Source organism: Streptomyces sp. NPDC028907, from assembly GCF_055564995.1.
Window position 1 is genome coordinate 16,707 of the sequence record NZ_JBVHVE010000022.1, and the last position, 25,065, is coordinate 41,771.

24 protein-coding genes are annotated in these 25,065 nt (G+C 69.9%); 13 read left to right on the forward strand and 11 right to left on the reverse strand.

The features are described from left to right. Positions 1 to 42 precede the first annotated feature (42 nt). From ACZ4UU_RS41255 to ACZ4UU_RS41270, 4 genes are read right to left on the reverse strand one after another with little or no spacing between them, the layout of a single operon-like run. Positions 43 to 2,202 (reverse strand): ArnT family glycosyltransferase, encoded by a 2,160-nt coding sequence (locus tag ACZ4UU_RS41255; RefSeq protein WP_471908577.1) that lies wholly within the window; start codon positions 2,200 to 2,202, stop codon positions 43 to 45. After that, a complete protein-coding gene (locus ACZ4UU_RS41260; protein ID WP_471908578.1) occupies positions 2,199 to 3,653 on the reverse strand; it encodes a bifunctional glycosyltransferase family 2/GtrA family protein in 1,455 nt (484 codons plus the stop codon). The genes ACZ4UU_RS41255 and ACZ4UU_RS41260 overlap by 4 nt, the downstream gene beginning before the upstream one ends. 14 nt (positions 3,654 to 3,667) lie before the next feature. After that, a complete protein-coding gene (locus ACZ4UU_RS41265) occupies positions 3,668 to 5,254 on the reverse strand; it encodes a sensor histidine kinase (protein WP_471908579.1) in 1,587 nt (528 codons plus the stop codon). Next, a complete protein-coding gene (locus ACZ4UU_RS41270; protein ID WP_234763872.1) occupies positions 5,251 to 5,991 on the reverse strand; it encodes a response regulator transcription factor in 741 nt (246 codons plus the stop codon). The genes ACZ4UU_RS41265 and ACZ4UU_RS41270 overlap by 4 nt, the downstream gene beginning before the upstream one ends. A 307-nt stretch (positions 5,992 to 6,298) precedes the next feature. Here ACZ4UU_RS41270 and ACZ4UU_RS41275 point away from each other — a divergent pair, with 307 nt between their 5' ends. Next, positions 6,299 to 7,606 (forward strand): M23 family metallopeptidase, encoded by a 1,308-nt coding sequence (locus tag ACZ4UU_RS41275; protein ID WP_471908580.1) that lies wholly within the window; start codon positions 6,299 to 6,301, stop codon positions 7,604 to 7,606. A gap of 109 nt (positions 7,607 to 7,715) precedes the next feature. Here the strand turns inward: ACZ4UU_RS41275 and ACZ4UU_RS41280 are convergent, their stop codons facing one another. Both ACZ4UU_RS41280 and ACZ4UU_RS41285 read right to left on the reverse strand, forming a co-directional pair. Continuing rightward, the gene (locus ACZ4UU_RS41280) at positions 7,716 to 8,621 is read right to left on the reverse strand and encodes a DUF2797 domain-containing protein (protein WP_471908581.1); all 906 of its coding nucleotides are present in this window, start codon (positions 8,619 to 8,621) and stop codon (positions 7,716 to 7,718) included. 38 nt (positions 8,622 to 8,659) lie between these two features. Then, entirely contained in the window at positions 8,660 to 9,040 is a 381-nt protein-coding gene (locus ACZ4UU_RS41285) for an HGxxPAAW family protein (RefSeq protein ID WP_471908582.1), read from the reverse strand. Positions 9,041 to 9,131: 91 nt separating this feature from the next. On the opposite strand from ACZ4UU_RS41285, the gene ACZ4UU_RS41290 reads away from it, so the two are divergent. After that, on the forward strand, positions 9,132 to 9,617 hold the full coding sequence (locus ACZ4UU_RS41290) for a MarR family transcriptional regulator (RefSeq protein WP_471908583.1): 486 nt from the start codon (positions 9,132 to 9,134) through the stop codon (positions 9,615 to 9,617). Positions 9,618 to 9,904: 287 nt separating this feature from the next. After that, positions 9,905 to 10,465: a GtrA domain-containing protein gene (locus ACZ4UU_RS41295; protein ID WP_471908672.1), complete on the forward strand. Its 561-nt coding sequence runs from the start codon at positions 9,905 to 9,907 to the stop codon at positions 10,463 to 10,465. Here the strand turns inward: ACZ4UU_RS41295 and ACZ4UU_RS41300 are convergent. The 3 genes from ACZ4UU_RS41300 to rutA are packed head-to-tail and all read right to left on the reverse strand — an operon-like array spanning position 10,378 to position 12,622. Then, the gene (locus tag ACZ4UU_RS41300) at positions 10,378 to 10,902 is read right to left on the reverse strand and encodes an NAD(P)H-dependent oxidoreductase (protein ID WP_471908584.1); all 525 of its coding nucleotides are present in this window, start codon (positions 10,900 to 10,902) and stop codon (positions 10,378 to 10,380) included. The two genes, ACZ4UU_RS41295 and ACZ4UU_RS41300, sit on opposite strands and share 88 nt — an antisense overlap. Continuing rightward, positions 10,899 to 11,558 (reverse strand): isochorismatase family protein, encoded by a 660-nt coding sequence (locus ACZ4UU_RS41305; RefSeq protein ID WP_471908585.1) that lies wholly within the window; start codon positions 11,556 to 11,558, stop codon positions 10,899 to 10,901. The genes ACZ4UU_RS41300 and ACZ4UU_RS41305 overlap by 4 nt, the downstream gene beginning before the upstream one ends. After that, positions 11,555 to 12,622 carry a pyrimidine utilization protein A gene (gene rutA, locus ACZ4UU_RS41310; RefSeq protein ID WP_471908586.1) on the reverse strand — a complete coding sequence of 356 codons (1,068 nt, stop codon included), beginning with the start codon at positions 12,620 to 12,622 and terminating at the stop codon, positions 11,555 to 11,557. Before rutA ends, ACZ4UU_RS41305 begins: the two co-directional genes overlap by 4 nt. 163 nt (positions 12,623 to 12,785) lie before the next feature. Between rutA and ACZ4UU_RS41315 the strand changes: the two genes are divergently transcribed. The 6 genes from ACZ4UU_RS41315 to ACZ4UU_RS41340 all read left to right on the forward strand — a co-directional run bounded on the left by ACZ4UU_RS41315 (position 12,786) and on the right by ACZ4UU_RS41340 (position 20,571). Next, a complete protein-coding gene (locus ACZ4UU_RS41315; RefSeq protein ID WP_471908587.1) occupies positions 12,786 to 16,106 on the forward strand; it encodes a SpoIIE family protein phosphatase in 3,321 nt (1,106 codons plus the stop codon). Positions 16,107 to 16,188: 82 nt separating this feature from the next. After that, on the forward strand, positions 16,189 to 17,040 hold the full coding sequence (locus ACZ4UU_RS41320) for a PP2C family protein-serine/threonine phosphatase (RefSeq protein WP_471908588.1): 852 nt from the start codon (positions 16,189 to 16,191) through the stop codon (positions 17,038 to 17,040). Then, positions 17,037 to 18,086 carry an MASE1 domain-containing protein gene (locus tag ACZ4UU_RS41325; protein ID WP_471908589.1) on the forward strand — a complete coding sequence of 350 codons (1,050 nt, stop codon included), beginning with the start codon at positions 17,037 to 17,039 and terminating at the stop codon, positions 18,084 to 18,086. The genes ACZ4UU_RS41320 and ACZ4UU_RS41325 overlap by 4 nt, the downstream gene beginning before the upstream one ends. An 8-nt stretch (positions 18,087 to 18,094) precedes the next feature. Continuing rightward, positions 18,095 to 18,319, forward strand: coding sequence for a hypothetical protein (locus tag ACZ4UU_RS41330; RefSeq protein ID WP_471908590.1), 225 nt, complete (start codon positions 18,095 to 18,097; stop codon positions 18,317 to 18,319). 33 nt (positions 18,320 to 18,352) lie between these two features. Continuing rightward, positions 18,353 to 18,760 (forward strand): DUF6233 domain-containing protein, encoded by a 408-nt coding sequence (locus tag ACZ4UU_RS41335; RefSeq protein ID WP_471908591.1) that lies wholly within the window; start codon positions 18,353 to 18,355, stop codon positions 18,758 to 18,760. Between the two features lie 788 nt (positions 18,761 to 19,548). Further along, positions 19,549 to 20,571 (forward strand): hypothetical protein, encoded by a 1,023-nt coding sequence (locus tag ACZ4UU_RS41340; RefSeq protein WP_471908592.1) that lies wholly within the window; start codon positions 19,549 to 19,551, stop codon positions 20,569 to 20,571. Between the two features lie 78 nt (positions 20,572 to 20,649). On the opposite strand, the gene ACZ4UU_RS41345 is transcribed toward ACZ4UU_RS41340, so the two are convergent. Next, positions 20,650 to 21,324 (reverse strand): YdcF family protein, encoded by a 675-nt coding sequence (locus tag ACZ4UU_RS41345; protein ID WP_471908593.1) that lies wholly within the window; start codon positions 21,322 to 21,324, stop codon positions 20,650 to 20,652. After that, positions 21,321 to 22,115: a GntR family transcriptional regulator gene (locus tag ACZ4UU_RS41350; RefSeq protein WP_471908594.1), complete on the reverse strand. Its 795-nt coding sequence runs from the start codon at positions 22,113 to 22,115 to the stop codon at positions 21,321 to 21,323. The genes ACZ4UU_RS41345 and ACZ4UU_RS41350 overlap by 4 nt, the downstream gene beginning before the upstream one ends. A gap of 578 nt (positions 22,116 to 22,693) precedes the next feature. Here ACZ4UU_RS41350 and ACZ4UU_RS41355 point away from each other — a divergent pair. Genes ACZ4UU_RS41355 through ACZ4UU_RS41370 form a run of 4 tightly spaced genes read left to right on the forward strand, consistent with a single transcriptional unit; the run spans position 22,694 to position 24,811 of the window. Further along, the gene (locus tag ACZ4UU_RS41355; RefSeq protein WP_471908595.1) at positions 22,694 to 22,963 is read left to right on the forward strand and encodes a DUF6284 family protein; all 270 of its coding nucleotides are present in this window, start codon (positions 22,694 to 22,696) and stop codon (positions 22,961 to 22,963) included. Then, positions 22,960 to 23,406 carry a Pycsar system effector family protein gene (locus tag ACZ4UU_RS41360; RefSeq protein ID WP_471908596.1) on the forward strand — a complete coding sequence of 149 codons (447 nt, stop codon included), beginning with the start codon at positions 22,960 to 22,962 and terminating at the stop codon, positions 23,404 to 23,406. Before ACZ4UU_RS41355 ends, ACZ4UU_RS41360 begins: the two co-directional genes overlap by 4 nt. Further along, entirely contained in the window at positions 23,406 to 23,690 is a 285-nt protein-coding gene (locus tag ACZ4UU_RS41365; RefSeq protein ID WP_471908597.1) for a hypothetical protein, read from the forward strand. Before ACZ4UU_RS41360 ends, ACZ4UU_RS41365 begins: the two co-directional genes overlap by 1 nt. A 56-nt stretch (positions 23,691 to 23,746) precedes the next feature. After that, on the forward strand, positions 23,747 to 24,811 hold the full coding sequence (locus ACZ4UU_RS41370) for a conjugal transfer protein (protein ID WP_471908673.1): 1,065 nt from the start codon (positions 23,747 to 23,749) through the stop codon (positions 24,809 to 24,811). The last annotated feature ends 254 nt before the right edge of the window (positions 24,812 to 25,065 follow it).

The following is a 25,065-nucleotide window of genomic DNA, read 5'->3' on the forward strand; positions in this document are numbered from 1 at the left end:
GCGGCGGCCATACACGGCCACCGCCCTCCTTCTCCGGCTACGTCAGCTGCTCGCCTTCTGCGTCAGGTCGTAGAACGTCGCCGAACCGACCGTCACCTGCTTGAAGTTGGCCAGGACCCATTCGCTGATCTGCGAGGAGGTGCCGTTGCTGCTGCCGCCCATGCCGCCGCCGCTGCCGCTCGCGATGAAGTAGTGGATCTTGCCGTCCTCCACGTACTTCTTGAACTCGGCCAGCGTCGGGGACGGGTCGGTGCCGTTGAAGCCGCCGATCGCCATCACCGGGTCGCCTATGGAGAGCTGGTAGCTCGCGGCGTTCTGGGCGCCGATGGCCGCGGCCGTCCAGGTGTAGTCACCCGCATTCTTCTCCAGGAGCGCCTTGGCCTCGTCGCTGACGCTGGCGCCGTTGAGCAGGCCACCCATGCCGCCGCCACCGCCGCCGTCACCCATGCCGCCGCCGGGCATTCCGCCCTGCTGGTTCTGGCCCTGGCCCTGCTGGTTGTTCTGGCCCTGCTGACCAGGCGTGCCGCCACCGGGGAAGCCGTTGCCGTTCTGCTGGTTCTGGCCCGGCATGCCGCCGCCGAAGCCACCGCCGCCACCACCGGGGCCGCCGCCACCGCCCGGGCCGCCCCGACCGCCCGCGACCGACGGGCCGGCCGTCACGATCGAGCCGGTGTGGCCCTCGTTCACCGTGGTGAGCGTGTACGCGGTCGGTCCGGCCAGCGCGGCGGCGAGGCCGAGGCCGACGACGCCCAGGGTCAGTTGACGGCCGAGCTTGCCGGCGAAGATCAGGCCCAGCGCCGCCGCCAGACCGCCGACCAGGACGAACCACTTCAGCCAGGGCAGGTAGTCGGAGGAGCGGTTGAGCAGGACGTAGCCCCAGACCGCGGTGGCCGTCGTCGCGGTCGCGAGGCTCAACGACGCCCAGACCTTGTCGCGCTTCTCCCAGAGCAGCGCCGCGCCCATGCCGATCAGCGGGGCGACGTAGGGGGCGAGGGCGACGGTGTAGTACTCGTGGAAGATGCCCTGCATATAGCTGAAGACCAGCATGGTCGTGATCAGCGCGCCGCCCCAGACGAGGAACGAACCGCGGGTCACCGATGTGCGCTTGGCCTTGCGCGTGGCCACCAGGCCCGCGATCAGCAGGATCAGCGCGGCCGGGATCAGCCAGGAGATCTGGCCGCCGATGGAGGAGCTGAAGAGGCGGTCCCAGCCGGTCTCGCCCCAGTTGCCGCCGCCGTTCCCGCCACCGCCGCCACCACCGACGCTGCCGGTCTCCTCGCCGTTGAGCCGGCCGAGGCCGTTGTAGCCGAAGGTCAGTTCAAGGAAGGAGTTGTTCTGCGAGCCGCCGATGTACGGGCGGGAGGAGGCGGGCCACAGCTCGACGATCGCGACCCACCAGCCGCCGGAGACGACGATCGCCACCAGCCCCGCGGCCAGTTGCCCGATGCGCTTCTTCACCGACACCGGCGCGCAGACCGCGTACACGATCGCGAGCGGCGGCAGGATCAGAAAGGCCTGGAGGGTCTTGGCGAGGAACGCGAAGCCGATCGCGACACCGGCCCACACCAGCCACTTGGTACGGCCGTCCTCCAGCCCCCGGATGACGAGGTAGCAGGCCACGGCCATCAGCAGGGCCAGCATCGCGTCCGGGTTGTTGAACCGGAACATCAGCGCCGCGACGGGGGTGAGCGCGAGCACCGCGCCCGAGATCAGGCCGGCCGCGGGGCTGAACCGGCGGCGTACGGCCGCGTAGACCACGGCCACGGTGCCGACGCCCATGAGGACCTCGGGGAGCAGGATCGCGAACGAGCTGAGGCCGAAGAGGCGGACCGACAGGGCCATCGGCCACAGGGAGGCCGGGGGCTTGTCGACGGTGATGGCGCCCGCCGCGTCCAGCGAGCCGAAGAAGAAGGCCTTCCAGGACTGGCTGCCGGCCTGGACGGCCGCCGAGTAGAAGGAGTTGGCGTAGCCGGAGGCGGTGAGGTTGTAGAGGTAGAGCGCGAGCGTGGCGAGGAGGAGGCCGAGGAAGGCCGGGCGGGCCCAGCGGGGGTCCTCGGGGCGGCCGCGCCACATCCGCCGTACGAAGGGCTGCTTGGGCTCACCGGAGGCGGGGGCCGGGGGAGGCGCCCAGGTGGCGGGGCCCGCGTCTCTGCCGTAGGTCTCGTGGGGTTCGTGGGTCTGCTGGTCGTAGTGGATGGTCATCGGGAGTCCCTCGGGTCGGTGTCGTGCGGGCGCACCGGCTGCAGCTGCATGGTGGCGTCCCGCCAGGTGCCGTCCGCGGCTTCACCGGCGCGGAACCGTGCGGTGTCGTACGTGTACGGGGAGAGCGGGCGGTGCCCGGCCATGGAGTAGGTCGATGAGGACGGGCCCGGCACCGGCAGGTGCGAGGCGACGACCGTCGAATCGGTGTCGTCGCGACGGTCGGGGAACACCCACGCCCGGAAGAGCAGGAAGCGCAGCACCGTCGCCGCGAGGTTGGCGGCGATGAGGACCGCGAGTTCGGTGGAGTGCGTGGGGTCGCTGCTGGCCGCGTTCAGGGCGGCGAGCGAACCGCTGGTCAGGGCGAGGCCGATACCGAAGACGACCAGGCCCTGCGCCTGGTGCCGTACGGCGCCGCCGCGGCCGCGCACTCCGAAGGTGAGGCGGCGGTTGGCGGCCGTGTTGGCGATCGCGGAGACCAGGAGGGCGAGCGCGTTGGCGGTCTGCGAGCCGGTGAAGACGCGGAAGCCGCTGTAGAGGAGGAGGTAGAACAGGGTGGACAGGGCGCCGACGACGCAGAAGCCGACGAGCTGGCGGGCCAGGCCCTTGGGTACGTCCTTGATCTCGCGGTCGCGCGGGTCGTCGCCGAAGGGCCGGGCGAGCCGGTCCAGCGGCAGCGAACCGGTGGCCAGGGCCCTGCCGACCCGCCACACGCCCTTGAGGTCGTCGGTCGCCGTCTTCACGATGTGGACGGTGGAGTTCGGGTCGTCGACCCAGTCGACCGGCACCTCGTGGATCCGCAGCCCGGCCCGCTCGGCGAGGACGAGCATCTCGGTGTCGAAGAACCAGCCGGTGTCCTCGACCAGCGGCAGCAGAGCCTGCGCGACATCGCGCCGTATGGCCTTGAAACCGCACTGGGCGTCCGAGAAGCGGGCCTGGAGCGAGCCGCGCAGGATGAGGTTGTAGGCCCGGCTGATGAACTCCCGCTTGGGCCCGCGCACCACCCGTGAGCTACGGGCCAGCCGGGAGCCGATCGCCAGGTCCGAGTGGCCGGAGATCAGCGGCGCGACCAGCGGGAGGAGGGCGTTGAGGTCGGTCGACAGGTCCACGTCCATGTAGGCGAGGATCGGGGCGTCCGAGGCGGACCAGACGGTCCGCAGCGCCCGGCCGCGGCCCTTCTGCTCCAGCCGGAAGGCCCTGACCTCCGGGAGCTCCGCCTCCAGCCGCTGGGACACCTGGGGGGTGGTGTCCGTCGACGCGTTGTCCGCGATCGTGATGCGGAACGCGTACGGGAATGTGCGCTTGAGGTGATCACGCAGTCTCAGCACACACGGCTGGAGGTCCTTCTCCTCGTTGTAGACGGGGATCACTACGTCCAGGACAGGCGTACCGGCGTCGCCGGCCGGGAGGTGCTCCCGCGCCGGCAGGGTGCCGGGAGAAGAGTCGGTTCGCATGGAACCGACTTTTGTCAGGCGCCCTGTTCCGCCCATGTGGTGACGCTGTGTTGTGCCTGTGAGTGCTGTTGCCAGCTCATTTCGGGCCGCGGCTGCGCGGGCAGCGCAGGCAGATGCACCGTAAACGCAGTCCGTCCCGGCACGCTGTCGACGGTCACGGCGCCGTCGTGCGCGGTCGCCACGGCCTGCACGATGGCCAGTCCGAGGCCGGTCGAGCCGGAGGCACGCGAGCGCGAGGAGTCGCCGCGCGCGAACCGTTCGAAGACGTGCGGGAGCAGATCGGCCGGGATGCCCTGCCCGTCGTCCTCCACGTCCACGCACATCCACGGACCCCGCCGCTGAACACGGGCTGTGACCGTGGTCCCGGGTGGGGTGTGGTTACGGGCGTTGCCCAGCAGATTGACGAGGACCTGTTGCAGCCGGGCCGCGTCCGCGGACACGAGCGCGGGTTCGTCGGGCAGGTCGAGCCGCCAGTTGTGGTCCATGCCGGCCGCGCGGGCGTCGCTGATGGTGTCGACGACGAGCGGGATCAGGTCGGTCTGCTCGAACTGGAGGGGGCGGCCCGCGTCGAGCCGGGCGAGCAGGAGGAGATCCTCGACGAGGAGGGTCATCCGCCCGGCCTCGGACTCGATACGGCCGAGCGCGTGCCGGGTGTCGGGCCCGACCTCTTCCCTTCCGCGTCTGGTCAGCTCGGCGTACCCCCGGATGGAGGCGAGCGGGGTGCGCAGCTCATGGCTGGCGTCTGCCACGAACTGCCGTACCCGCGTCTCGCTCTGCTGGCGGGAGTGCAGGGCGGCGTGGACATGGTCCAGCATCCTGTTGAGCGCCGCGCCGACCTGCCCGACCTCGGTGTGCGGGTCGGTCTCGGACTCGGGGACCCGCTCGCTGAGGTTCACCTCGCCGGTGTGGAGGGGGAGTTCGGAGACGCGGGTGGCGGTGGCGGCGACTCGGCGGAGGGGGCGGGTGGCCACGCTGATGAGGACGGAGCCCGCGATGGCGGCGGCGACCAGGCCGGCGCCGGTGACACTCACCTCCACGAGGATGAGGGTGCTGATGGTGGTGGTGACCGACTCGGTGGGCAGGGCGACGTAGTAGCCGCCTCCATCGGGTCCGGGGACGTACTGCACCCGGTACTCGCCGAGGCCGGGGACCTCGACGGTGTGCATGCCCGTGGTGGGCACCTTCGCGAAGGCGGACTTCTGCTCGTCGGTGAGCGCGATGGCCGAGTTCCGCTGGAAGGGACCGTCGTCGCTGGAGGCCTCGGCGATGAACGCCCGGGCGACCGTCCCGCTGGTGCCGACCTCGGCGGCGATGGTCTTCGGCTGCGCCGGTCCTTCGACGAAGCCGGTGAGTCTGTCCCTCCCGTCGGGGTCGTCCTCGGTGCCGGGCTTCATGGGTCCCGACAGACGATTGCCGACGTCGTCGACCTGGTCGTTCAGCTGCTCGTACAAATGCGAACGCAGCGCCAGCGTCGTCACCGTACCGATCACCGCACACACCACGGCGATCAGCACCACCGACGCGACGACGAGCCGCGCCCGCAGTGTGCGCGGCTGACCCGCTCGTCTCCTCTGCGTAAGCGGTCGTCGCCGCCCGCTCATGACGCGGCGGGCTTGATGAGATAACCGGCACCGCGCCGGGTGTGGATCATCGGCTCCCGGCCGGCGTCTATCTTCCGCCGCAGATAGGAGATGTAGAGCTCGACGACGTTGGCCTGCCCGCCGAAGTCGTACGACCACACGCGGTCGAGTATCTGAGCCTTGCTCAGCACACGCCGCGGATTACGCATCAGGAACCGCAGCAACTCGAACTCGGTGGCGGTGAGGTGGATGTTCTCCCCGGCTCGTGACACCTCGTGGCTGTCCTCGTCGAGCGTGAGGTCTCCGACGACCAGCATGGAGTCGGATCGCCGGTCGGCGGCGCCGGACCGCCGGATGAGCCCGCGCAGCCGTGCGACGACTTCTTCGAGCGAGAACGGCTTGGTGACGTAGTCGTCCCCTCCGGCGGTGAGCCCGGCGATACGGTCTTCCACCGCATCCTTGGCCGTCAGGAACAGCACCGGCACGTCCGGCAGCTCCCGCCGCAGCCGCCCGAGGACGGCCAGCCCGTCCATGTCCGGCAGCATCATGTCCAGGACGACGGCGTCGGGCCGGAACTCCCGTGCGGTCTGCACCGCGCCGGTGCCGTCACCGGCACTCCGGATCTGCCAGCCCTCATAGCGAAGGGCCATGGACAGAAGTTCGGTGATCGACAGCTCGTCGTCCACCACAAGCACTCGGACGGGGCTCCCGTCCGGCCTCAGCAGTTCGGTGCGCCCCTGGGGCGAGGTCGTGGTCATGCTGGACACGATGTCGAGGTCCTCTGAGAACACGCTTTCTGAAACCTGTGATTTCCCTGAGAAACGCACAGGAGGTTCTCAGGGAGTGCTGGGGAAGTCCTTGGCCAGGGGCGCATCGGCGGAATGGCGATGCTGCCGCCGTGAGGCGAGGACTCCGTGGTCGATGCCGCTGGACGGGTGCAGTTCGGCGCCTGACTCGGTGCCCTCCGACCGGAGCGGGGCGCCGGCGGATTACATGGGCCTGCGCCTCGGCGCGGGGCGTGCCGGTGTCCTTCACGGCCCCGGATCCGACGGATGAAAGAGCGCAATGGCAGAGCGCGACCCTCGCAACCGCACTGGCCGCAGCCCGCTACTTCGCGGGCTCGCCGCTGCCGTGCTCGCGGCCGGCATGCTGCTGGCCTCAGCGGAACCCGGATACGCGACCGGCGCGGCCACTCCGGCGCCCGGACACGGGACCGGTGCGACCACTCCGGCGCCCGGCGCACAGTTCACGCCGTTGACGGCGGCAGTGATGACCGAGCCGACGCCGTTCGTCGCCACGGACGGCAAGACGCATCTCTCGTACGAACTGCTCACCACGAGCTCACTGCCCAGCAGCACGCCGTTGCGGCTCGACCGTGTCGACGTCCTGGACGCCCGCACGCACCGGGTCCTCGGTTCGCTGAGCGGGCAGGCACTGGCCGCGGCAGCCAATCCGGTGGGCGACCCCCTGCCGGGCGCGGACGGGTACACCCCACCACCCCCGGCGCCGACGCCGACCGTCATCCAGGGCTCCCAGCAGTGGGTCATCTGGCTCGACCTGATCCTCGGCCGGGGTCAGCCGGTGCCCAAGGTCCTCGAACACCGTCTCTCGGGTGCGGTCCTGGCCCCCTCCGGCCCCTCCGCCTTCGCGGAGACGGTGCAGGCCACCCCGACCTCCGGCACCCCGCCGTTGAACCTGGGCCCGCCGGTCCGCCCCGGCACCTGGTACTCCAGCGAGTCGTGCTGCGGCAACACCCACCACCGGCGCGGCCTCGCCCCGATCAACGGCCGCTTCTCTGTGCCGCAGCGGTTCGCGATCGACTGGTACCGGGTCGGCAGGCAAGGGCAGACCTGGGAAGGCGATCCCACTCAGCTCACCAGCTACCTGAGCTACCGTCAGCCGGTCGTGGCCTCGGCCGGCGGCAGAGTCGTGGAGGTCCAGGACGGAATCGCGGACAACCCGCCGCCCGTCACGCCGCCCGTACCGCCGATCGAGAACACCGTCGGCAACCACGTCACCCTGGAAGTCGCGCCGGGCCGCTACCTGCTCTACGCCCATCTGAAGCCCGGTTCGCTCAAAGTCCGCGAGGGCGACCGGGTCGCCCCCGGCCAGGTCCTCGGGCTGATCGGCAACAGCGGCAACTCGACCACGCCGCACCTGCACTTCCAGGTGATGACCACAGCCGAGTTCTTCCCGACCGACAGCCCGCCGTTCACCTTCCGGCACTTCCGCGTCCTCGGGCAGGTCGAACCCCGGCTCTGGGACGACAACCTGGGCCTGCAGCCGACCGGCGTCCTGCCGATCACGCCCTCGCCGTACGAGGGCTTTCACCGTGCCCGGTATCCGCTCGACCGCGAGGTGCTGGAGTTCTGACCGGACTCCGGTCGAGCCGACGGCCGGGCGTAAGACTCTCGTGCTCCGTATGCGGGGGCCCAGAGGGGTCCCCCCTGGGCCCCCGCCGCGAACGCACAAGCCAAGCCCTTCAGAACAACCCGTCCTGCACCCCCACCCCCCGCTCCTCGAACTCCCGCACCGGCACCGTCACTCCCCCCACCGCACCCGCCGGCACCAGCTCCCACCCCGTCATCAACCGCGTATCAACCACGACCACCCCGCCCCCACCGTCTCCCCCGTCTCCACCAGCGCCCGTCTCCAGATGCAGATCCGGCCCCGCGGCGGCCACCAACCGCCCGCTCACCACCCCGCCCGCGACCAGCTCGGTCACCGCCCCGACTGCAGGTGGCAGGTCGGCCAGGCCGAACACCCCGGCGTGGTCGACCGGTTGGCAGGGCTCGCGGGTGAGGGACTCGGGCCAGCCCCGCAGCGCAACGGCGCGGGCGTGCAGGTCCGCCACCTCGGTCGCCCGCTCCTCCGCCGACGTCGGCAGCGCGGACCGTACGGCCCGTTTGTCGGCGTAGGGAATGCGGTCCGGTACCCGGAGTGCGGCCCGCAGGAGTTCCTCGGTGCGGCGGGCCGCCATCAGGGGGCCGACGCCGAGCCAGGTGAAGCAGATCGCCCCCTGTTCCAGCAGCCGGGCCGGGCCGCGTTCGAGGGCGGTGATGCCGACCTTGGTCATGCTGGGGCCGAACCAGGCCAGATAGACGTGGTAGGGACGGGGGTCGTCCGCGATCGTGTCGGCGGCGACCGAGTGCGCCCGGTCCAGCCGCGCGCACTCCTCGCAGCGCGCCCCCGTACTGCGCCCCGGCACGGTCGCCCGCAGCGGACACGCGTGCCCCCGCGCGCCCACGCAGGTCCGCACTCCCCCTTCCGTGACCGCGAAGGCCACCCGTTTCCCCCAGGTCAGCGGGGAGCGCCGACCGCCGTCCCACGCCAGTTCGGGGCCGTCCGCCGACCACCGCAACCCCGAGCATCTCCATGCCTGTGCCATCGCTCCCGAGCGTAGAGGCAGGCACTGACAACGCCCGTTCAGCGACCAGTCTCCGCCGCAGCCACCTCCGGCTCCCCCACCACCGGGGCCACGACCGCCACCTCAGCCGTACGCAGTTCCCGCCCCCGGCCCCGTCCCGCCAATCGGCACCCCCAGCACTCCGCATGCCCCGCCCGCGCGGTCAGGTCGCGTGCCCCCATCCGCCACTGGTCCCGCGGCCGTACGCCCGGAGGCTTGCCCCAGCCGGACAGGTGCAGGGCCCAGGTGACGAGGACGCTCGCCGCCGCGATGCCGAGTCCGCCCGCGATCAGCGGGGCCGACACCATGCACACCCCGGCCCCCAGCACGGCGGAACCGATCGTCGCGATCGCGGTTCCGGTCCATCCTGCGACCGTATGTCCCTCGTCATACTGGCTCATGTGCCTGCTCCCTCCCGTAGGCAGCAAAACTTCCTCACGATGTAAGAAGTTTAGAGACTAAATCTCTCACGAGCTAAGGCAATTAGAAAAGATGCAAGCCAAGCCGCCGCGTCCCACCGCCACCCCGGCCCAGGCGCTGGACGCGATGGACTCCCTCATCGCCGCCCACCTGCTCGGTCAGCAGGAGATGGCCCAGCGGCTGGGCCTGAACATCACCGACCTGCTCTGCTTCGGCTGCGTCCTGAAGGCCGGCGAGAACCTGCTCACGGCGGGCGACCTCGCGGAGCACGCCCACGTCACGACCGGCGCGATGACCGGCATCCTCAACCGGCTGGAACGCGCCGGCTTCGTCACCCGCCGCCCCGACCCGAACGACCGCCGCCGGGTCCGCGTAGCCGCCGTACCGGCCGCCGTCGCCCGGGTCGAGGAACTCTACGGCCCCTACTACGCGCGCCTGATCGACCTCTTCGCCGACTACTCCACCGACGAGATCGCCGTACTCACGGACTGGTTCACGCGGACGACCGGCCTCGCGCAGGGCTACATCGACGAACTCCGCGTGCAGGACAAGGCCTGACGAGCGGTCCGGCGAGTGGATACCCGACCTCTCGTGGTGGGGTCTGCCCCACCATCGGTTCGGCAGAGCACTCCATCGTTTCCACGGGCGGACAACGGAATCGTTGGCCTCGGTTGATCCCGGCCGAACCGGTCGACGCGGGCTGAAGCCCCGTTGATACCGGCTGAAGCCCGACTGAGGCACCGCTGAAGCCGCGCCGGGATGAGCTGAGTCCCTCAGAGGACAGGCCCGCCCGGAAGGAAACCGTCATGGAGTCGCAGCGCCCGTCGATACCGAGCCACTCGGTGATGGCGAGCCGATCGGTGAGGCCGAGCCCGTCGACACCCGGCCCCCTCTCCTCCTTCGCCCGCTTCGTCGTGTGCGGCGGCGGTGTCGGACTCCTCTCCAGCGCCGCCGTTCCCCTCCTGGCCGCCGCGATGCCCTGGGCGCTGGCGAACGCCCAGATCACCATCGCCTCCACCCTCCTGTGCACCGAGCTGCACGCCCTGTTCACCTTCGGCACCGGACGCCGCCCGGGCCTGCGGCAGCATCTGCAGTCCTCCGGGTCGGCCGTCGCCGCCTACCTCGCCACGACCGCCGCGATGTTCGTACTGCACACGGTCCAGCCGTCCCCCACGCTGCTCCGGGAACAGGCCGTCTACCTCACCGCCTCCGGACTGGCCGGCATCGGACGGTTCCTGGTGCTGCGGCTGTTCGTGTTCGCCGAGCGGGGGAGGAAGGCGGCCCCGGCCCGGACCACCCCGGCTCAGGCGGCACCGGCTCAGCCCTTCGGCGCCCTGACCGTCAACGCCCTCAACACCGGCCCCCACCGCCCCGCGTACTCCGCGATGACCCCGTCCGTCGCATAACCGCTGTCCCTCAGATACAGACCGGGCGCCGGCGTGATCGCGCCGAGTTCCACCAGGACCGGCTTGAGCAGCAGGTCCGGGGCGAGGGCATGGGTCGGGCCCGCGCCCAGCATGAGGGGCACCGCGACCACGTCCCGCAGGCCGTCGCCGGTCGCGAACTGGTCCAGGAACAGCTTGAGGACCCCGCAGTACGTCGCCTTGAAGGTGGGACTGGCCACGACCACCAGGTCCGCCGCCGCGACGGCCCGTACGGCGTCCGCCACCCGCTCGTCGCCCCGGCCCAGCAGCCCCGCGCCCAGGTCGATCACGTCGACGACCGTGGCCGGAGGCCGCCCGGCGAGCTCCGCCGCGAGCCTCGTGGCCGCGTCGAGGGTGCGCGAGGCGGGCTTGGGGTTGCCCGCGACCACCGCTGTCGTCAAGGGCGCCACGGCTGTCATGGGCGCTCCTCTTCCCGTACGGCTCCGAGGTACTCCTCGATCCGGGCCATCGGCCACACCTCACCGATCTTGTGCCGGATGTCGAAGAGGTTCGCCGCGTGCACGTCCGGGTCCCGGTCGCCGACCGCCTCCTCCGCCACGACCGGGACGAACCCGTGCTGCATGGCGTCCAGCGCGCTGGCACGTACACAACCGCTCGTGGTCAGGCCGGCGATGAGAAGGGTGTCGATTCCGCCCGCGGTGAGGTACGCCGCCAGCGCCGTGCCGAAGAAGGCGCTCGGGTACTGCTTGGTCACCGTCAACTCGTCCGGCGCCGGGGCGAGTCCGTCGATGAAGTCGCCGTACGGGCTGCCCTCGGCGAACACCCGTAGTGTCGGCACCTTGCGGAAGAAGACCCCGCCGTCGCGGCCGTCCGACCGGAACCGTACGCGCGTGACGACCACGGGAATCCCCGCTCGCCGCGCCGTCGACAGCAGCGCCCTCATCGCCTCCACGGCCGGTTCGACCCCGGCGTAGAGCGGGCATTCGCGGTCCACGTACGCGCGGGCCGGGTCGACCAGGAGCAGGGCGGGGGAGGTGCCGGGGGCCAGGTGCCCGGCGAGTCCGGCCCGCTCGTAGTCCGCGTCCGCGTCCGTCTGCCGCGGTAACCCGCTCACGCCTGGCGGCACTTCATCAGCGGCTGGATGCGCGTGCCGAAGTTCTCGATGCCCTCCAGGAAGTCGTCGAAGACCAGCATGATCCCCTTGGTGCCGTTGACCTCGGCCACCTCGTCGAGCATCTTCGCGACGGTCTCGTACGAGCCCACCAGCGTGCCCATGTTGAAGTTCACCGCGCCCTCGGGCAGCACGATGGTGCGGGCGGTCGAGGAGTCGTCGGCGTTGGTGTCCGAGGCCGATTCGCCCGCCATGTACGCGAGGGCGGCGCGGTCGGCGTTGTCGTGGTAGTCGCGCCACTTGGCCTGCGCGGCCTCGTCGGTCTCGTCCGCGATGACCATGAAGAGGGACATCGCGCCGACGTCCCGGCCGGTCTCGCGCGCCGCGTCCACCAGCGTGGCCGTGGTGTCGGCGAACGCCAGCGGGGTGTTGACGCCGCTGCCGAGGATGAAGTTGTAGTCGGCGTGCTCGGCCGCGAACCGCATGCCGGTGTTGCTCTGACCGGCCGCGACGATGTCGATGTGCCCGTCCGCCGGCCGCGGGGACAGCACGCAGTCGTCCATCTCGTAGAACTCGCCCTTGAAGTTGCTGACGCCCTCGCGCCACAGCTCCTTCATCACGGTGACGTACTCGACGGCCCGGTCGTAGCGGTTGCCGAAGTGCTCGTCGCCGGGCCACAGGCCCATCTGGGAGTACTCGCCGGGCGCCCAGCCGGTGACGATGTTGATGCCGAAGCGGCCGGGGGCGATCGAGTCGACGGTCGTGGCCATACGGGCGACGATCGCCGGGGGGAGGACCAGGATCGGCGTGGAGGCGTACAGCTTGATCCGGTCCGTCACCGCCGCCAGGCCCGCCATCAGCGTGAACGACTCCAGGCAGTGGTCCCAGAACTCGGTCTCGCCGCCGAACCCCTTGAGCTTGATCATCGACAGCGCGAAGTCGAGCCCGTGTTCCTCGGCCTTCTGCACGATGGCCTTGTTCAGCTCGAAGGTGGGCAGGTACTGAGGCGAACTCTTGGATATGAGCCAGCCGTTGTTGCCGATGGGGATGAATACGCCGATGTCCATGACACTCCTCAGCGGGTCGGGGGATCCCGGGTGATGCTAAGCGGAGTACATCAACTCAGCGTTGGATATTGGCTGTTGACGTCGTGTCGACCGGCCGGGTACGGGGCGTGAGGATCTTGCGAACGATCGATTCGGTTGAGTGCGGAACGGTAGGGTCCACAACATGAACGCTCGGCTGACCCTGCTTGGCACGGTGGCGCCCGGTGTCGCGGAAAGCGAGGTCTTCCGGCTGGCCCTGCAGCATGCGGTGGGCGAGCTGGGTGCTCTGGGCGGCATGATCCATCTGCGGGGACCGATGTCCGCGCTGCGCCTGGTGTCGACGGCCGGGCTGCCGGCCACCCTCACCCGTAGCTGGGAGATCATCGACCAGGAGGGCCCGCTGGCTCCGGCGCGTGCGCTGCACGAGGGGGGCGGGGTCTGGGTCCCTATGGGGGCGGCCGGGATGCCCGGGGCGAGTGGGGTGGCCGGGACGAGTCGAATGTCCGGGGCGAGTGGGGTGGCCGGGGCAAGTCGGTCGGCCGGTTCCAAGGCCGACTCCGCGCCCGGCTCATTGACCGGTTCCGTGCCCGGCTCACCGACCGGTTCCGCGCCCGGCACCCGCTCCGGCGGTCCGGCAGGCCCTGCGCCAGGTTCCCCGACCAGCTCGTCGGCGGGCTCCCGGACCGGTTCCACGGCGGGCCCTTCGATCCCCTCCCCGTTCAGCTCCCCGGCCCACTCCTCGACCGGCTCACCGCCCCACCCCCGCACGGGCTCCTCCCCGACCGGCACCACGACCGGGTCCATGACCGGCTCCCCGACCGGCTCCCCGACCGGCTCCCTGGCCGCCCCGACGCCCGACGCCCCGAGTCCCGCCTGGCCCGGCACCGGCATCGCCGCCCTGCCGATGTACCGGGGCAGGCGCAGCACCGGAGCCCTCAGCGTCCTGATGGGCGACCAGGGCGAACCGAGTCCCGAGCACTGGGAGTTCCTGCGTGCCGTCATCGCGTGGACCGAGGAACGCATGGTCCAGGCACCGCCGACGGCCGGCCCCTCCCGGCCCGTGCAGCCGGAGCAGAACGGCGAGCGGCTGCGCCAGGCCCTGAAGGAGGTCAGCGTCGGCTCCTGGGACTGGAACATCCAGACCGGCGAGCTGCTCTGGGACGAGGCCGCGCTGGAGCTGTACGGCACCCGGCCGGAGGAGTACACCGCCCTGGTCGAGAACTGGATGAGATGCGTCCACCCCGACGACCTGGCGCCCACGCTGGCCCTGGTGGACCGGGCGATCCTGGAGCACGGCGTGTTCGAGGCCGAGTACCGGGTGCGCAAGCTGGACGGCAGTTGGGGCTGGACGCAGGCCCGCGGCAGGGCGACGTACGACGACAACGGCGAGCCGCACCGGATGATAGGCGTCGGCTGGGACAGCAACGAGCCACGGTCCGCCCGTGACGCGCTCGGCCGGGCCCTGCGTCACATGAGCGATGGCTTCCTCGCGATGGACGACGACTGGCGGATCACTTTCGCCAACCTGGAGGCCGAACGCACCCTGGGCTTCTCCGAGGAGGAGCTGTTCGGCCGGCTGCTGTGGGATCTGCCCGCCGCCGAGCAGGTGCCCGGCCTGGAGATCCGCTGCCGGCAGGCCGCCGCCGCGGAGAAGTCGGTCAGCTTCGACGTACGGCTGCCCAACGGCCGCCTGTGCCACCTCCGGTTCGTGCCGGGCCCCGACGGCCGCACCATCTACTTCACCGACGTCACCGAGAAGCGGCGGCTGGAGGAGGAGCGCCGGTCCGCCGAGCGGGCGGCGTCCGAACGGGCGGCACGGATAGCGGAGTTGACGGCCGCGCTGGCCAAGGCGACGACCTCGAAGGACGTGGTGGACGCGGTCGCCCGCCGGGTGCTGCCGCCGTTCGAGGCGACCGGCCTGGTGGTGCAGGCCGTGGAGGGCGAGCGGCTGCACACCGTCGGATCCGTCGGCTACCCGCCGGACATCCTCGCCATCCTCGACGGCCGCGAGCGTACGGAACCCAGCCCGCTGTGGGACGCGGTCCGGGCCGGCACACCGACGTTCATGTCCTCCCAGCAGGAGTTCGCCGCCCGCTACCCCGAGCTCGCCGACCTGCCCGCCCGCGCCGGCAAACAGGCCTGGGCGCTGCTCCCGCTGACCGCCTCGGGGCACACCTTCGGCGTCTGCGCGGTCACCTTCGACCACCCGCGCCGCCTCACCAACGAGGAGCGCACCCTGCTCACCGCCACCAGCGCCCTGGTCGCCCAGGCGCTGGAACGGGCCCGTCTCTTCGACGCCGAGCACACCCGGTCCCGCGAGCTCCAGCGCAGCCTGCTCCCCCGCGACCTGCCCGACCTGCCCGCCTGCACGGCGGCCGCCCGCTACCTTCCGGCCGGGCAGGGCATGGACGTGGGCGGCGACTGGTACGACATCATCCCGCTGTCGGGTGGCCAGGTCGCCCTGGTCGTCGGCGACGTCATGGGCCACGGCCTGCCCGAGGCCGCGACGATGGGCCGGCTGCGCACCGCCGTCCACACCCTCGCCGACCTCGAACTGCCGCCCGACGAGATCATGAGCCACCTCAACGACATCGTCGGCGGCATGGGCGAGGAGTCGTACGTGACCTGTCTGTACGCGCTCTACGACTCCACGACCCGCGTCTGCTCCATATCCAGGGCGGGCCACCCGCCCCCGGCCCTGCTGCACCCCGACGGCACCGTGGTGTTCCCGCCCCTGTCGGCGGACCCGCCGCTCGGCGCGGCCGAGCCCCCCTTCGAGACGACGGAGATCCCGGTCCCCGAGGGCAGCGTGCTGGTGCTGTACACCGACGGCCTGGTGGAGTCGTCCAAGCGTGAGATGGACGAGGGCATGGCGGCGCTCGCGGACGTCCTGCGCACCGCGCACGCGGACGGCACGGTGACGAACCTCGAGCACCTCTGCGAGCGGGTCACCTCCGCCCTGCTGCCCGCCGACCACCAGGCGGCCGACGACGCGGCCTTCCTGCTGGCCCGCCTGCACGCGCTGCCCACCTCCCGCATGGCCTCCTGGCCCCTGCCCAAGGACCCCAAGGCGGCGGGGCAGGCCCGCAGCCTGATCCGCAAGCAGCTCGCGGCCTGGGGCCTGGAGGACCTCACCCCGACCACCGAACTCCTGGCCAGCGAACTCGTCGGCAACGTCATCCGCCACGCCAAGGGCCCCCTGCGCCTGCGCCTCCTGCACGACGCCAACCTGATCTGCGAGGTCTTCGACGGCAGCCTGACCATGCCGCGGATACGCCGCGCGACGGAGACGGACGAGGGCGGCCGCGGGCTCCAGCTGGTCACCGCACTGTCGCAGCGGTGGGGCACGCGGTACACGCCGACCGGCAAGTGCATCTGGACGGAACAGGCCGTACAGCCGACGGCGCCGGACCCCCTGGAGGGGATGTTCCCGGGCGTGGCGGGCCTGGGGGAGGACTTCGACGGCGATCTGGACGCGCTTGCTTGGGGGGACCAGGAGTTCTGAGGAGGGAGCCCCTCTCGTCACGGGAGTACCGTGAGAACGCCGCATATGGCGCGGCGCTCCGCAGGAACCGGAGTGTGATGCCATGGCCCACCGCCGCACCGATTCGGCCGGTGCCACCAGAGAGCTGCTCCAGAAGCTCGGGGATCTCACCGGCCGGATACTGGACCAGATCAAGTTCCAGCAGGCCCGCGTCGAACTCGCCGCCGCACTCCAGCGCCAGGTCCTCGCCGCGGAGCTCCCGGTGCTGCCGTATCTGCGCGCGGCCGGGCGGTACACGCCCGCACGGGTCGGGCTGGACATCGGGGGCGACTGGTACGACGGCTTCGTGATGCCGGACGGTTCGGTGGGGTTCGCGATCGGGGACGTCCAGGGCCATGACGTCGAGGCCGCTGCGCTCATGGGACAGGTGCGCACCTGTCTGCGCGCCGTCGCGACCGCCACCACGGACCCGGCGGAGGTGCTGGGCCGTACGAACGACCTGCTCGTCGCGATGGCCACCGAACTCTTCGTGACCTGCTCGTTCCTGCGTTTCGACCCGGCCACCGGAGAGCTCTGCGACGCCCGCGCCGGACACGTCCCGGCCGTCTGGGCCACGACCGACGGCCGCTGCGAGATCGTCCTGAACGAAGGCGGTCTGCCCCTGGGCATCAACGCCGGCGAGCACTACCCGTCGTCCCGCCGGATGCTGACCGAGCCGGGCGCGTTCGTGCTGCTCACCGACGGTGTGGTGGAGGGCCCCGAGTACCCGCTCGAGGACGGGATGAAGAAGGTGGCCGAACTGGTCGGCGACGCCTGCTGCACCGACCCGGACGAACTGGCCGCCGAGGTGATCAAGGTCGCCGACCTCACCGGCCACAACGACGACGCCGCCGTCCTGGTCCTGCGGCACGGAAGGCTCGGGGAACGATCGGGAAGCGGCGGCGAGCCGGGATGACCGACCTGGCGTCCGACGGGCGGCTCCGGCAGTACGGCACCGAGGCCTTGAAGCTGGCCGCCGTGACCGCCGCGTACTACGGCAGCGCCAAGCTCGGCCTGGAGCAGCAGCTCGTACGCGGTCAGGTCACCCCGTTCTGGCCGCCCACCGGCATCGCCCTCGTCGCCCTGATGCTGTGGGGCCTTCGGATGTGGCCGGCCATCGCGCTCGGGGCGTTCGTGGTGAACGTGACGCTCGGGCCGTCGATCCTCCCCGTCCTCGCCATCGCGGCGAGCAACACCATCGCCCCGATCTGCGCCTGCCTCCTGCTGCGGCGCGTCGGATTCCGCACCACGCTCGACCGCCTCCAGGACGCCCTCGCCCTGGTCTTCCTCGGCGCCCTGGCCGGGATGCTGCTCAGCGCGACGATCGGCACCGGCGTCCTGGTGGCCTCCGAAGCGCTGTCGGCCGACGACTTCTGGCCGACCTGGTCGGTGTGGTGGACCGGCGACGCCATGGGGGTCCTGTTCATCACACCGCTCCTGCTGGCCGCCCGCACCGCCCGGCTGCCCCGCGGCTCGCCCGTGTGGCGCTGGGCCGAGGCCCTGCTCCTGCTCGGCGGCACGGCGGCGGTCGCCGTGTTGGCCACCCGCACCTCGATCAACCTCCTCTTCCTCGTCGTCCCCTTCCTGATCTGGGCGGCCTTCCGCTTCCAACTCCTCGGCGCCGCGCCCTGCGCCCTGATCGCCTCGCTGATCGCGATCCACGCCGGTGCCATCGGCTCCGGCCCCTTCGTCGGCCACAACCTCCTCGCCAAGATGGTCATCCTCCAGGCCTTCAACGGCACCGTGGCCCTGACGGCCCTCCTCCTCTCGGCGATCGTCGCCGAACGCGACCAGACCCTCCGGGCCCTCCAGGATGCCTGCGACGACCTCGCGGAAGCCCTGTCACGACTCGTCCCGGACCAGCCACCGCCAGTGCGCCCGACCGCCCCGACGCCTACGGGGGACACCGGGGACACGGGGGCACGGCGTCGCGATGGCACAGAAAATCGAACACATGATTGAATCCAGCCATGCGACCGCGACCGTTCCCCGACGACCTGGTCCAGGCACAGCAGGAGTGGTGCCACACCTACCACCAGCTCGCCCAGCGACCCGGCCGAACCGAGCTGCGCCGCCGCCTGAACAAACTGTCCACCGCGGTCCTCTTCCACCCCTACTGGCAGGAGCGCGGCAGAACACCGGCGGCATGGTGGGAGCTCCGGAGCCTGGGCCGTGGGGAAGGGAGCTGGAGGTGAGGATCTCCACCGCGCACGGCGACGGTACGGGCGATGGCCGCGCTACCGCCTGACGCCCGACGCCTGCGGGCCATCCTGGCCTACCTCGAGGCCCGGATCGCCGAGAACGAGACCGTCGGCATCTATCTGCGACTCCAGAGCGACGCCGTACGCACGGCACTCGCCGGCGCCGAGGAGGCCCCCCGAACACCGCCCGCCCCCGAACGACGCCGGCCGACGCTCCCCTCCTTCGCTCCCGGCCACCCCGGCACCTACGTCGTCCAGCAGAAGCGCACGCCCGACGGCCCGGAACCCGCCGTGATCCACACGACCGACTGCACGATGACCGAGGGCACCCCCCACCCGATCAGACCCCACGAGGCCCGCGCCGCCCTCACCGACCCCAACATCGAACCGTGCGCGTTCTGCCGCCCCGACAGCGAGTTGGGGATCCTGGACTAGCCCCCGGCACCTCGGCACCGCCAACAGGCTTTCCGGCAACCCGAAAAACCCAGAGGCCCCGGATCTCTCCGGGGCCTCTGGTCTGTGTGCACTCGGCAGGATTCGAACCTGCAACCTTCTGATCCGTAGGCGGGTGCGTCGTCACCCATGTGTCACGGTGACGGCCTAAAGCGATGCCATGCAGGGCGTTGTGTCCACCAGAGCAGCCGGTCGACGTGCTTCAGTGTGCGCCGCTGTTGATGTCAGCCGCTGATGTCAGCGGATCCAACCGTGAGCACCCTGCAACTAACTGCGAATCGCGGTGATCAAGGCCGCCATGGCGGCGATCAGCCCTGTGACTGGTGGCAAGACAACCAGCCACAGCTTGCCCCACGTTGGCGCGCTGTCGTTACGCTCCTCGGTGGGAGGGCTTTGCGACTCCATCTTCCGTGTCCTCCTAACTCCGCGAGCCTGCTAGGTAACCGCCACGAGGCTCGTTCAGGTGAGGCCCCGCTCCAGTCAATGTCGAGAGCGGGGCTTTGCTGTCCAACAGGTATGCCTGTCCGCTTGCGCGACCGCGACCTAGGCGGCCACTTCCGGCAACACCCGGACTCCGTAGGGCCAGTTGGCATAGGCTCCAGCAGCCAAAGGCGGACGCCTCCGGACAGACCCGGACGGCCCCGGACGTCATCTGAACGGAGCCATGGATGGACCTGGCTGCTCAGCTCCGCGCACTGCGAGCTAGTGCCGGCAACCCCTCGTACCGGTCCTTGGAACGACTGATCGCGCGTCAATCCAGACGACAGCGCATGGCCCGGTCCACAATTCAGGAAAAGTTCGCGGGCGCCAGCTCACTAAACCTCCCACAGGCACTCTCAATTGTTGAGGCAATAGCTGAACACGCACGAGAGAACAACATCTCACTCCCCGCCAGAGAGACCTCCCAGGAGACTTGGCGAGAAAGAATCGTCATAGCTGCGGCGACCAGTAAAGCAAAGTCTCAACCTACCCAGCCCAGCGCAGCACACGAGAAAAGCGAAGTTCTGTACGACATCGGGCCGTTGAGGCAAGCAGAAATGCACGACCTAGTCGAGCTCATATCGCAGAATAGAGGAAATCCACCCGCCACTTGGCTTCCCTCCGTCATTCGAGGAATGCTTGACGCCGAGATGACGATCACAGACTTCTTGAAGAAAGCAGCTGAAGAATCCCCGCCCGCTGTCGTCCAAGTTCTTAGAGCGCTAGAGGATGAGTTTCCCTACCACGCAGCATCGGACATTCCCTGGGAACAAGACAGAAGGAATCACGAAAACACGGTTACAGTTGGTCAGCTAGTACGCCTAGTGGCCCCGAAGCATGGGGCTAGCGCCTCACCAGCCATCATCGTCGGACTCCGGCGACAGAAACTGGGTCACCATGTCGACGATTTTCTGACCCGAGCGGCGACCTGGTATTTAGCCCCCAATCTAGAAAAGATCATAAATCATTTGCGGGCGGCAGCACTAAAGAGCGACAGCTTGCGCCTCTTACGCGCCATCGGTTCAAATCGACGCGCAGACCGCGTCGCAGAGGTTTTGGAGCACTTTTCGAAGGCAGGAAAACAGGACGACGTAGATCAAATCCTGGTAGGAATCGGCTCCAGCGACAAGTACCGACTCCGAACTGTCGCCCAGGAGCTAGAAAAGTCCGGCATTTCCAACGAAGCGCGCCACAAAATCGCTAAGGCCATCGAGTACGATAAACACGAGGAGTACGCCCAGCTTCTCGATGAGTCCGGACTTGCGGATTGGGCAAAGGTCGTGAGAGAACATTCAGACGACCTCCCCTTCTAGAATTACCCGGCCGAAGTCACGATTTCTTTTGCGGAAACCGTGACTCAATGGCCCTCGTTGTGCCCCGCATGCCGATCGTTACACGCCAGGACGGGCAGCAACGTCGGTCGGCATGAGTCGGCTAGTGAAGCCGTCAATGCACAGCCGCTCATAGGCGGCTACGACGGCGGCCGGGACATCCTGCTCGATGGCCAGGCCCAGCCTCGGGAAGACGAGCACTCGTTGCAGGGCGCCCGCGATCATGTCGATCACCATGCGAGCGTCCCCGATGGAGTCGGCGTACTCCTCCAGGCCCATCGATGTGGACGCGCACACCACTTCGACCTCGGGCCACTTCTTCCGCATCATGGCGTACGAGCGCCGCTCTTCGTACGGCTTGCTCACGAGCAGGACGGACGAGACCTTGACGTCGACCTCCGCCAGCACCGCTTTCGTGAACTCGATGTTCTCGCCCGTGTTCGTGGCACGCGGTTCCAGGAGTACTGCGGAATCTGGCACCCCTAGCTGCAACGCCCGCTCTCGGTAGTGGACAGCCTCACCACGCGGCATGCGCGCCCGGGTCGTAGGGCTGGTGGCCCCCGTGAAGACGATGACCGGCGCCATGCCCTGGTGGTACAGATCCGCTGTCACGTCGGCCACACCGAGGTCGTGACTGCCCAGACCCACGGCCACCGAACACGGCCGTGGCTCGTGGTGCATGAAGTGGTAGTCCCACAGGAGTCGAGCATCCGCCCATGCCTGTGCCGAGATCATTCCTGCCCCTTCCTGTCCTGTGCCGAGTCGGGAACCTTGAAGTCGTACTCCCACGCGAAGCGGGAAGCTGCATGGAGGCCCACCGCGAACTCAACCACCGTGCCATCTGCCGTGTACGTGGTCCGGTGCAGCTCGACTACGGGCTCACCGACGGGGAGCTGCAGGAGCTGCACTTCGTCCGCCGTCGGGACACGGGCGAACAGTGCCTCCCGCATGTGGTCGATCTCGTATCCGGCGTCGTAGAGGACTCGGAATCCGCCGCCACGGCCGGCAGGCCCCGGGGTGGGGTCGACGATGCGTGTCCCCTCGACGTGCTCCGGCCTGTAGTAGCTGGTCAGGGTGTGAGTCGGCTGCGTCCCTTCCTTCACGAGTCGGGCGCGTGCGTACACATCGGAGCCGACTGGGACACCCAGCCCCTCCGCTACAAGGCTGTCTGCCTCGACACGACTCACGGTCTGCGTTTGCTCGTTGCGCTTGTACGCCCGTCCCGATGCGACGCGGTCAGCGATGAACGCGACTTCGTCGCCGTCGCGCCACTTCACCTTGTCGTACCGGGCGATGCCCAGCCGCTTGAGCGGAGTGCGTGGACGCACGACGGTGCCGTGTCCGCGCGTCGACGTCACGAGGCCTTCAGCCTCCAGGGCCTTGTATGCCTTGTGGACGGTCTCCTTTGAGCCTTCCCCGGCCTCGACTAGCTCTCTGATCTGGGGCAACTGGGCGCCCGGCGGGTACTGACCGCCCTTGATCTGCTCCGCGAACTTGTCCGCCAGCTCGCGCCACTTCGGTGCCACGCAGCACTCCTCTCGACGCGAACCAGTGAACCACAGTCCTAGGACTGTTGACAGTCCTAGGACAGCGTGCCATCGTCATCTCAGGCCGCTCGCAGTCCTAGGACAGCGGGTCGGAAGGGGCCTTCTTTGGGCTGCCTTCGGGCCACACGAATGCAGAGGGCGGGGACGCTGCAATCCCGCTAAAGGCCAGGTGGAACAGGGTTTCGGCCCGTACTGGCGAGGTGGCCCGGCGACCGCGAGCAACGGCCGGAGTGTGGGGACGTGGTCCCCCTTGCAGTGCAGTTCCTCGTTCCTTCGATCTTCAGGAGTTCCGATGCCTCAACGACAGCTTTGGGCCTCGCCGTGATGGACCGGCCGGCGTCGCCTGTGCAGTAGCTCGGTCCGCTTCTCTTCCAGCCCTCGCGGCGGCTCTGGCCGCGTCGGTTGCCTCCCCCGGCCGTCCGGGCCCGCACCTGCGGAGTCCGTACGGGCGGGGCGTGGGGAGCCGGATGTTCCGACTTCAACGGCAAGCGCCCCCGGTGCTCGAACACCGGGGGCGCGGTTCGGGCCGTTGCCACCTTGCAGGGAGAACACGACCCATGAAGCCCATCGTCACTGTTCAGGACGCTGTTACCGCGTTCGTCGACTTCATTGAGCCGACGGATGCGGAGCTGGACGCGATCGAGCAGGAGTTGCCCGTCATCCTGGCGGAGGTCGACCTGCTGGACGCGCAGATCATCACCCTCGACCGGACGCCGACCGAGCTGGACGCCCGCCGCATCCGCCGCGCACGCAACCGGGTGCTCACCGCCCGGCGCGACGTGGCCAACCGCACGGCTGGCGTGACCCTGCCGGGCGGTGCCGCATGAGCACCACCGTCCGGAGCCTGGCGGCCGCGCACGCTGAGGTGAAGGCGGAGATTGCGCGGACGGACGCCAAGGCGGGCCTGTTGCTGGCGTTCGTGGGTGCCGTGCTCGCCGGTACCTGGACGGTCGCCCGTGACCTCCCGCTGACCGTACCCGCCGCCGTCGTGGGCGGGCTCGGGATGGCGCTGCTGGTCACCGCTGCTGGTCTGCTGCTGCGCTCCACGCGGCCGAACGTGCGCGGTCGGCACGGCTTCCCGCTGTGGGCGACGCTCACGGCCGAGGAGATCACCTCCGCCGTCGCGACTGATTTGGCTGCCGACATCGCCGGGCTGTCCCGGCTCGCGGTCGTCAAGTTCACCTGCCTGCGCCGCGCGGTCGACCTCACGTTGACCGGTGGCGCCCTGCTCATCCTCGCCGCCCTGCTCACACTCGGGGGTGCCGCGTAATGGGTCGCCGGTTCAAGGACATGCAGACCCCGGAACTGCAGTGGGCCGCCCAGCAGGCGCCGCGCCTGCGTGGCATGGCCTACCAGGCTGAGCAGGAGTCGGAACGGCAGCAGATGACCGCCGACGTGTACGGGCGCCAGGGGCGTGACTACAGCGATCCGGTGAAGGCCGCCCGCGCTCAGCGTGAGGCCGACCGGCTGAGGTCGCGCGGCAAGGCGCTGCGGGACACCGCAAGCCGTGCCGAGACCGAGGTCAAGCCGAAGAAGCGGGGGTGGTTCCGTTGAGCGCAACCAAGCTGACCCGTGTTCAGATCGGTGTGCTGGCGGCCGCGTTCGTGCCGATGCTCGGCACGGGCGTGTTCGGCGGTATCGGCACGTACAGCAATATCGGGCACTCCTACGGCAAGGGGACCGCGCTCGGTGCGCTCGCTGCCGGTGAGGGCGCTACCGCCGTGCTCGCCCTGGTCCTGCTCGGTCTGACCATGCTGGGCCAGTCCTCGCCGCGCATCGTCCGCATAGGGTTGTGGGCGCTGCCTGCTGCTGCCGCTGTCATGGGCGCGATGGCCGCCCCCGATGCGGGCCGCACCGTGATCTACGCCCTGACCCCGATGGGCATGTCCGTATCGGCGGAGGGCATGGCCTTCCTCGCGCGGCGGATCGTGGTCCACACCGACGGGCGTGACGCTGAGCACGAGCGGCGCACCGCCGATCTGGTGCAGGCGCTCGCCTACCACCGGGCCCGCGCCACGCAGCATCCGAGCGACCGTGTCAGGAAGCGGTCCGATCGGACGTCGTGGCGTCTGGCGCGCAGGGTCGGTGTCGGGGATGTGGCGCTCGGATCGAGGCTGCTGGAGGTGCAGCGCGATCGGGTCACGGCCGGTGCTGATGCCGCGCTCGCGTCGATGTTCGGCGGCACGGCCCCGGCCCCCGCCCTCGATCCAGCAGTGGGGGCGAATGTGGATGAATCCACCGAGACCGCAATGAAACGGTCTATGGCTGAGCTGCGGGAATCGACCCCGGAACCCGTGGTGACGCTGACCCGACTGCCGGTGCCGGATCCGGTCCCGGTCGACCTGGGCAAGTCGATTCCCCCCATCAAGCCCCTGCCCGCCATCGCCGCCCCGATCGAGCCTGCGGTCGTGGCGCCCGTGCGCACGACAGTTCCGGCGGAGTCGACCCCGCGTCGACGGGCGACTGGTCGACTCCCCGAGGCGGCCCGAGCGCCCCGCCCGAAGCGCACCCCGGATCAGTTGCTCGATGAGGCACGCAAGGCCACCGCCGATTGGCCGGACGCGAAGGTGACCGGTGAGGGCATCCGTCGTGCGATCCGCACCTCGCCCGCGAACGCGCGCAAGCTGCGTGATGCCCTGCTCGCCGAGCGGGCCGCCGCCGCTTCGACCGGCTGATGGCGACGCTGCCGGTGTTCCGGTAACGCCTCGCCCCGAACGGCGTGGACACGCTGCCGTTCGACGACTGGGACTCCGGCTGTGATTCCAGCTGGTGCATGACGTGACCGGCTAGAGGTTGTCGAGGAACCTCCCGACCGCCGACAAAACCCCGTACCGCCGGCGATGTGCCCGGCTGCAGAACCGACGTCGACGCCAACGGCCCCGAGGCTGCTGGACCGGTGCATCGCACCACTTACACGGCCGCGTCTCGC

Bases quoted from the DNA above. Each gene is read 5' to 3' on its own strand.
- ACZ4UU_RS41275 (WP_471908580.1), top strand. From the start codon at position 6,299: ATGGCAGAGCGCGACCCTCGCAACCGCACTGGCCGCAGCCCGCTACTT.
- ACZ4UU_RS41270 (WP_234763872.1), bottom strand. From the start codon at position 5,991: ATGACCACGACCTCGCCCCAGGGGCGCACCGAACTGCTGAGGCCGGAC.
- ACZ4UU_RS41365 (WP_471908597.1), top strand. From the start codon at position 23,406: ATGGGTCGCCGGTTCAAGGACATGCAGACCCCGGAACTGCAGTGGGCC.
- ACZ4UU_RS41295 (WP_471908672.1), top strand. From the start codon at position 9,905: ATGGCGAGCCGATCGGTGAGGCCGAGCCCGTCGACACCCGGCCCCCTC.
- ACZ4UU_RS41330 (WP_471908590.1), top strand. From the start codon at position 18,095: ATGCGACCGCGACCGTTCCCCGACGACCTGGTCCAGGCACAGCAGGAG.
- ACZ4UU_RS41300 (WP_471908584.1), bottom strand. From the start codon at position 10,902: ATGACAGCCGTGGCGCCCTTGACGACAGCGGTGGTCGCGGGCAACCCC.
- ACZ4UU_RS41315 (WP_471908587.1), top strand. From the start codon at position 12,786: ATGAACGCTCGGCTGACCCTGCTTGGCACGGTGGCGCCCGGTGTCGCG.
- ACZ4UU_RS41280 (WP_471908581.1), bottom strand. From the start codon at position 8,621: ATGGCACAGGCATGGAGATGCTCGGGGTTGCGGTGGTCGGCGGACGGC.
- ACZ4UU_RS41355 (WP_471908595.1), top strand. From the start codon at position 22,694: ATGAAGCCCATCGTCACTGTTCAGGACGCTGTTACCGCGTTCGTCGAC.
- ACZ4UU_RS41265 (WP_471908579.1), bottom strand. From the start codon at position 5,254: ATGAGCGGGCGGCGACGACCGCTTACGCAGAGGAGACGAGCGGGTCAG.
- ACZ4UU_RS41370 (WP_471908673.1), top strand. From the start codon at position 23,747: ATGCTCGGCACGGGCGTGTTCGGCGGTATCGGCACGTACAGCAATATC.
- ACZ4UU_RS41335 (WP_471908591.1), top strand. From the start codon at position 18,353: ATGGCCGCGCTACCGCCTGACGCCCGACGCCTGCGGGCCATCCTGGCC.
- rutA (WP_471908586.1), bottom strand. From the start codon at position 12,622: ATGGACATCGGCGTATTCATCCCCATCGGCAACAACGGCTGGCTCATA.
- ACZ4UU_RS41340 (WP_471908592.1), top strand. From the start codon at position 19,549: ATGGCCCGGTCCACAATTCAGGAAAAGTTCGCGGGCGCCAGCTCACTA.
- ACZ4UU_RS41260 (WP_471908578.1), bottom strand. From the start codon at position 3,653: ATGCGAACCGACTCTTCTCCCGGCACCCTGCCGGCGCGGGAGCACCTC.
- ACZ4UU_RS41255 (WP_471908577.1), bottom strand. From the start codon at position 2,202: ATGACCATCCACTACGACCAGCAGACCCACGAACCCCACGAGACCTAC.
- ACZ4UU_RS41345 (WP_471908593.1), bottom strand. From the start codon at position 21,324: ATGATCTCGGCACAGGCATGGGCGGATGCTCGACTCCTGTGGGACTAC.
- ACZ4UU_RS41285 (WP_471908582.1), bottom strand. From the start codon at position 9,040: ATGAGCCAGTATGACGAGGGACATACGGTCGCAGGATGGACCGGAACC.
- ACZ4UU_RS41360 (WP_471908596.1), top strand. From the start codon at position 22,960: ATGAGCACCACCGTCCGGAGCCTGGCGGCCGCGCACGCTGAGGTGAAG.
- ACZ4UU_RS41290 (WP_471908583.1), top strand. From the start codon at position 9,132: ATGCAAGCCAAGCCGCCGCGTCCCACCGCCACCCCGGCCCAGGCGCTG.
- ACZ4UU_RS41320 (WP_471908588.1), top strand. From the start codon at position 16,189: ATGGCCCACCGCCGCACCGATTCGGCCGGTGCCACCAGAGAGCTGCTC.
- ACZ4UU_RS41325 (WP_471908589.1), top strand. From the start codon at position 17,037: ATGACCGACCTGGCGTCCGACGGGCGGCTCCGGCAGTACGGCACCGAG.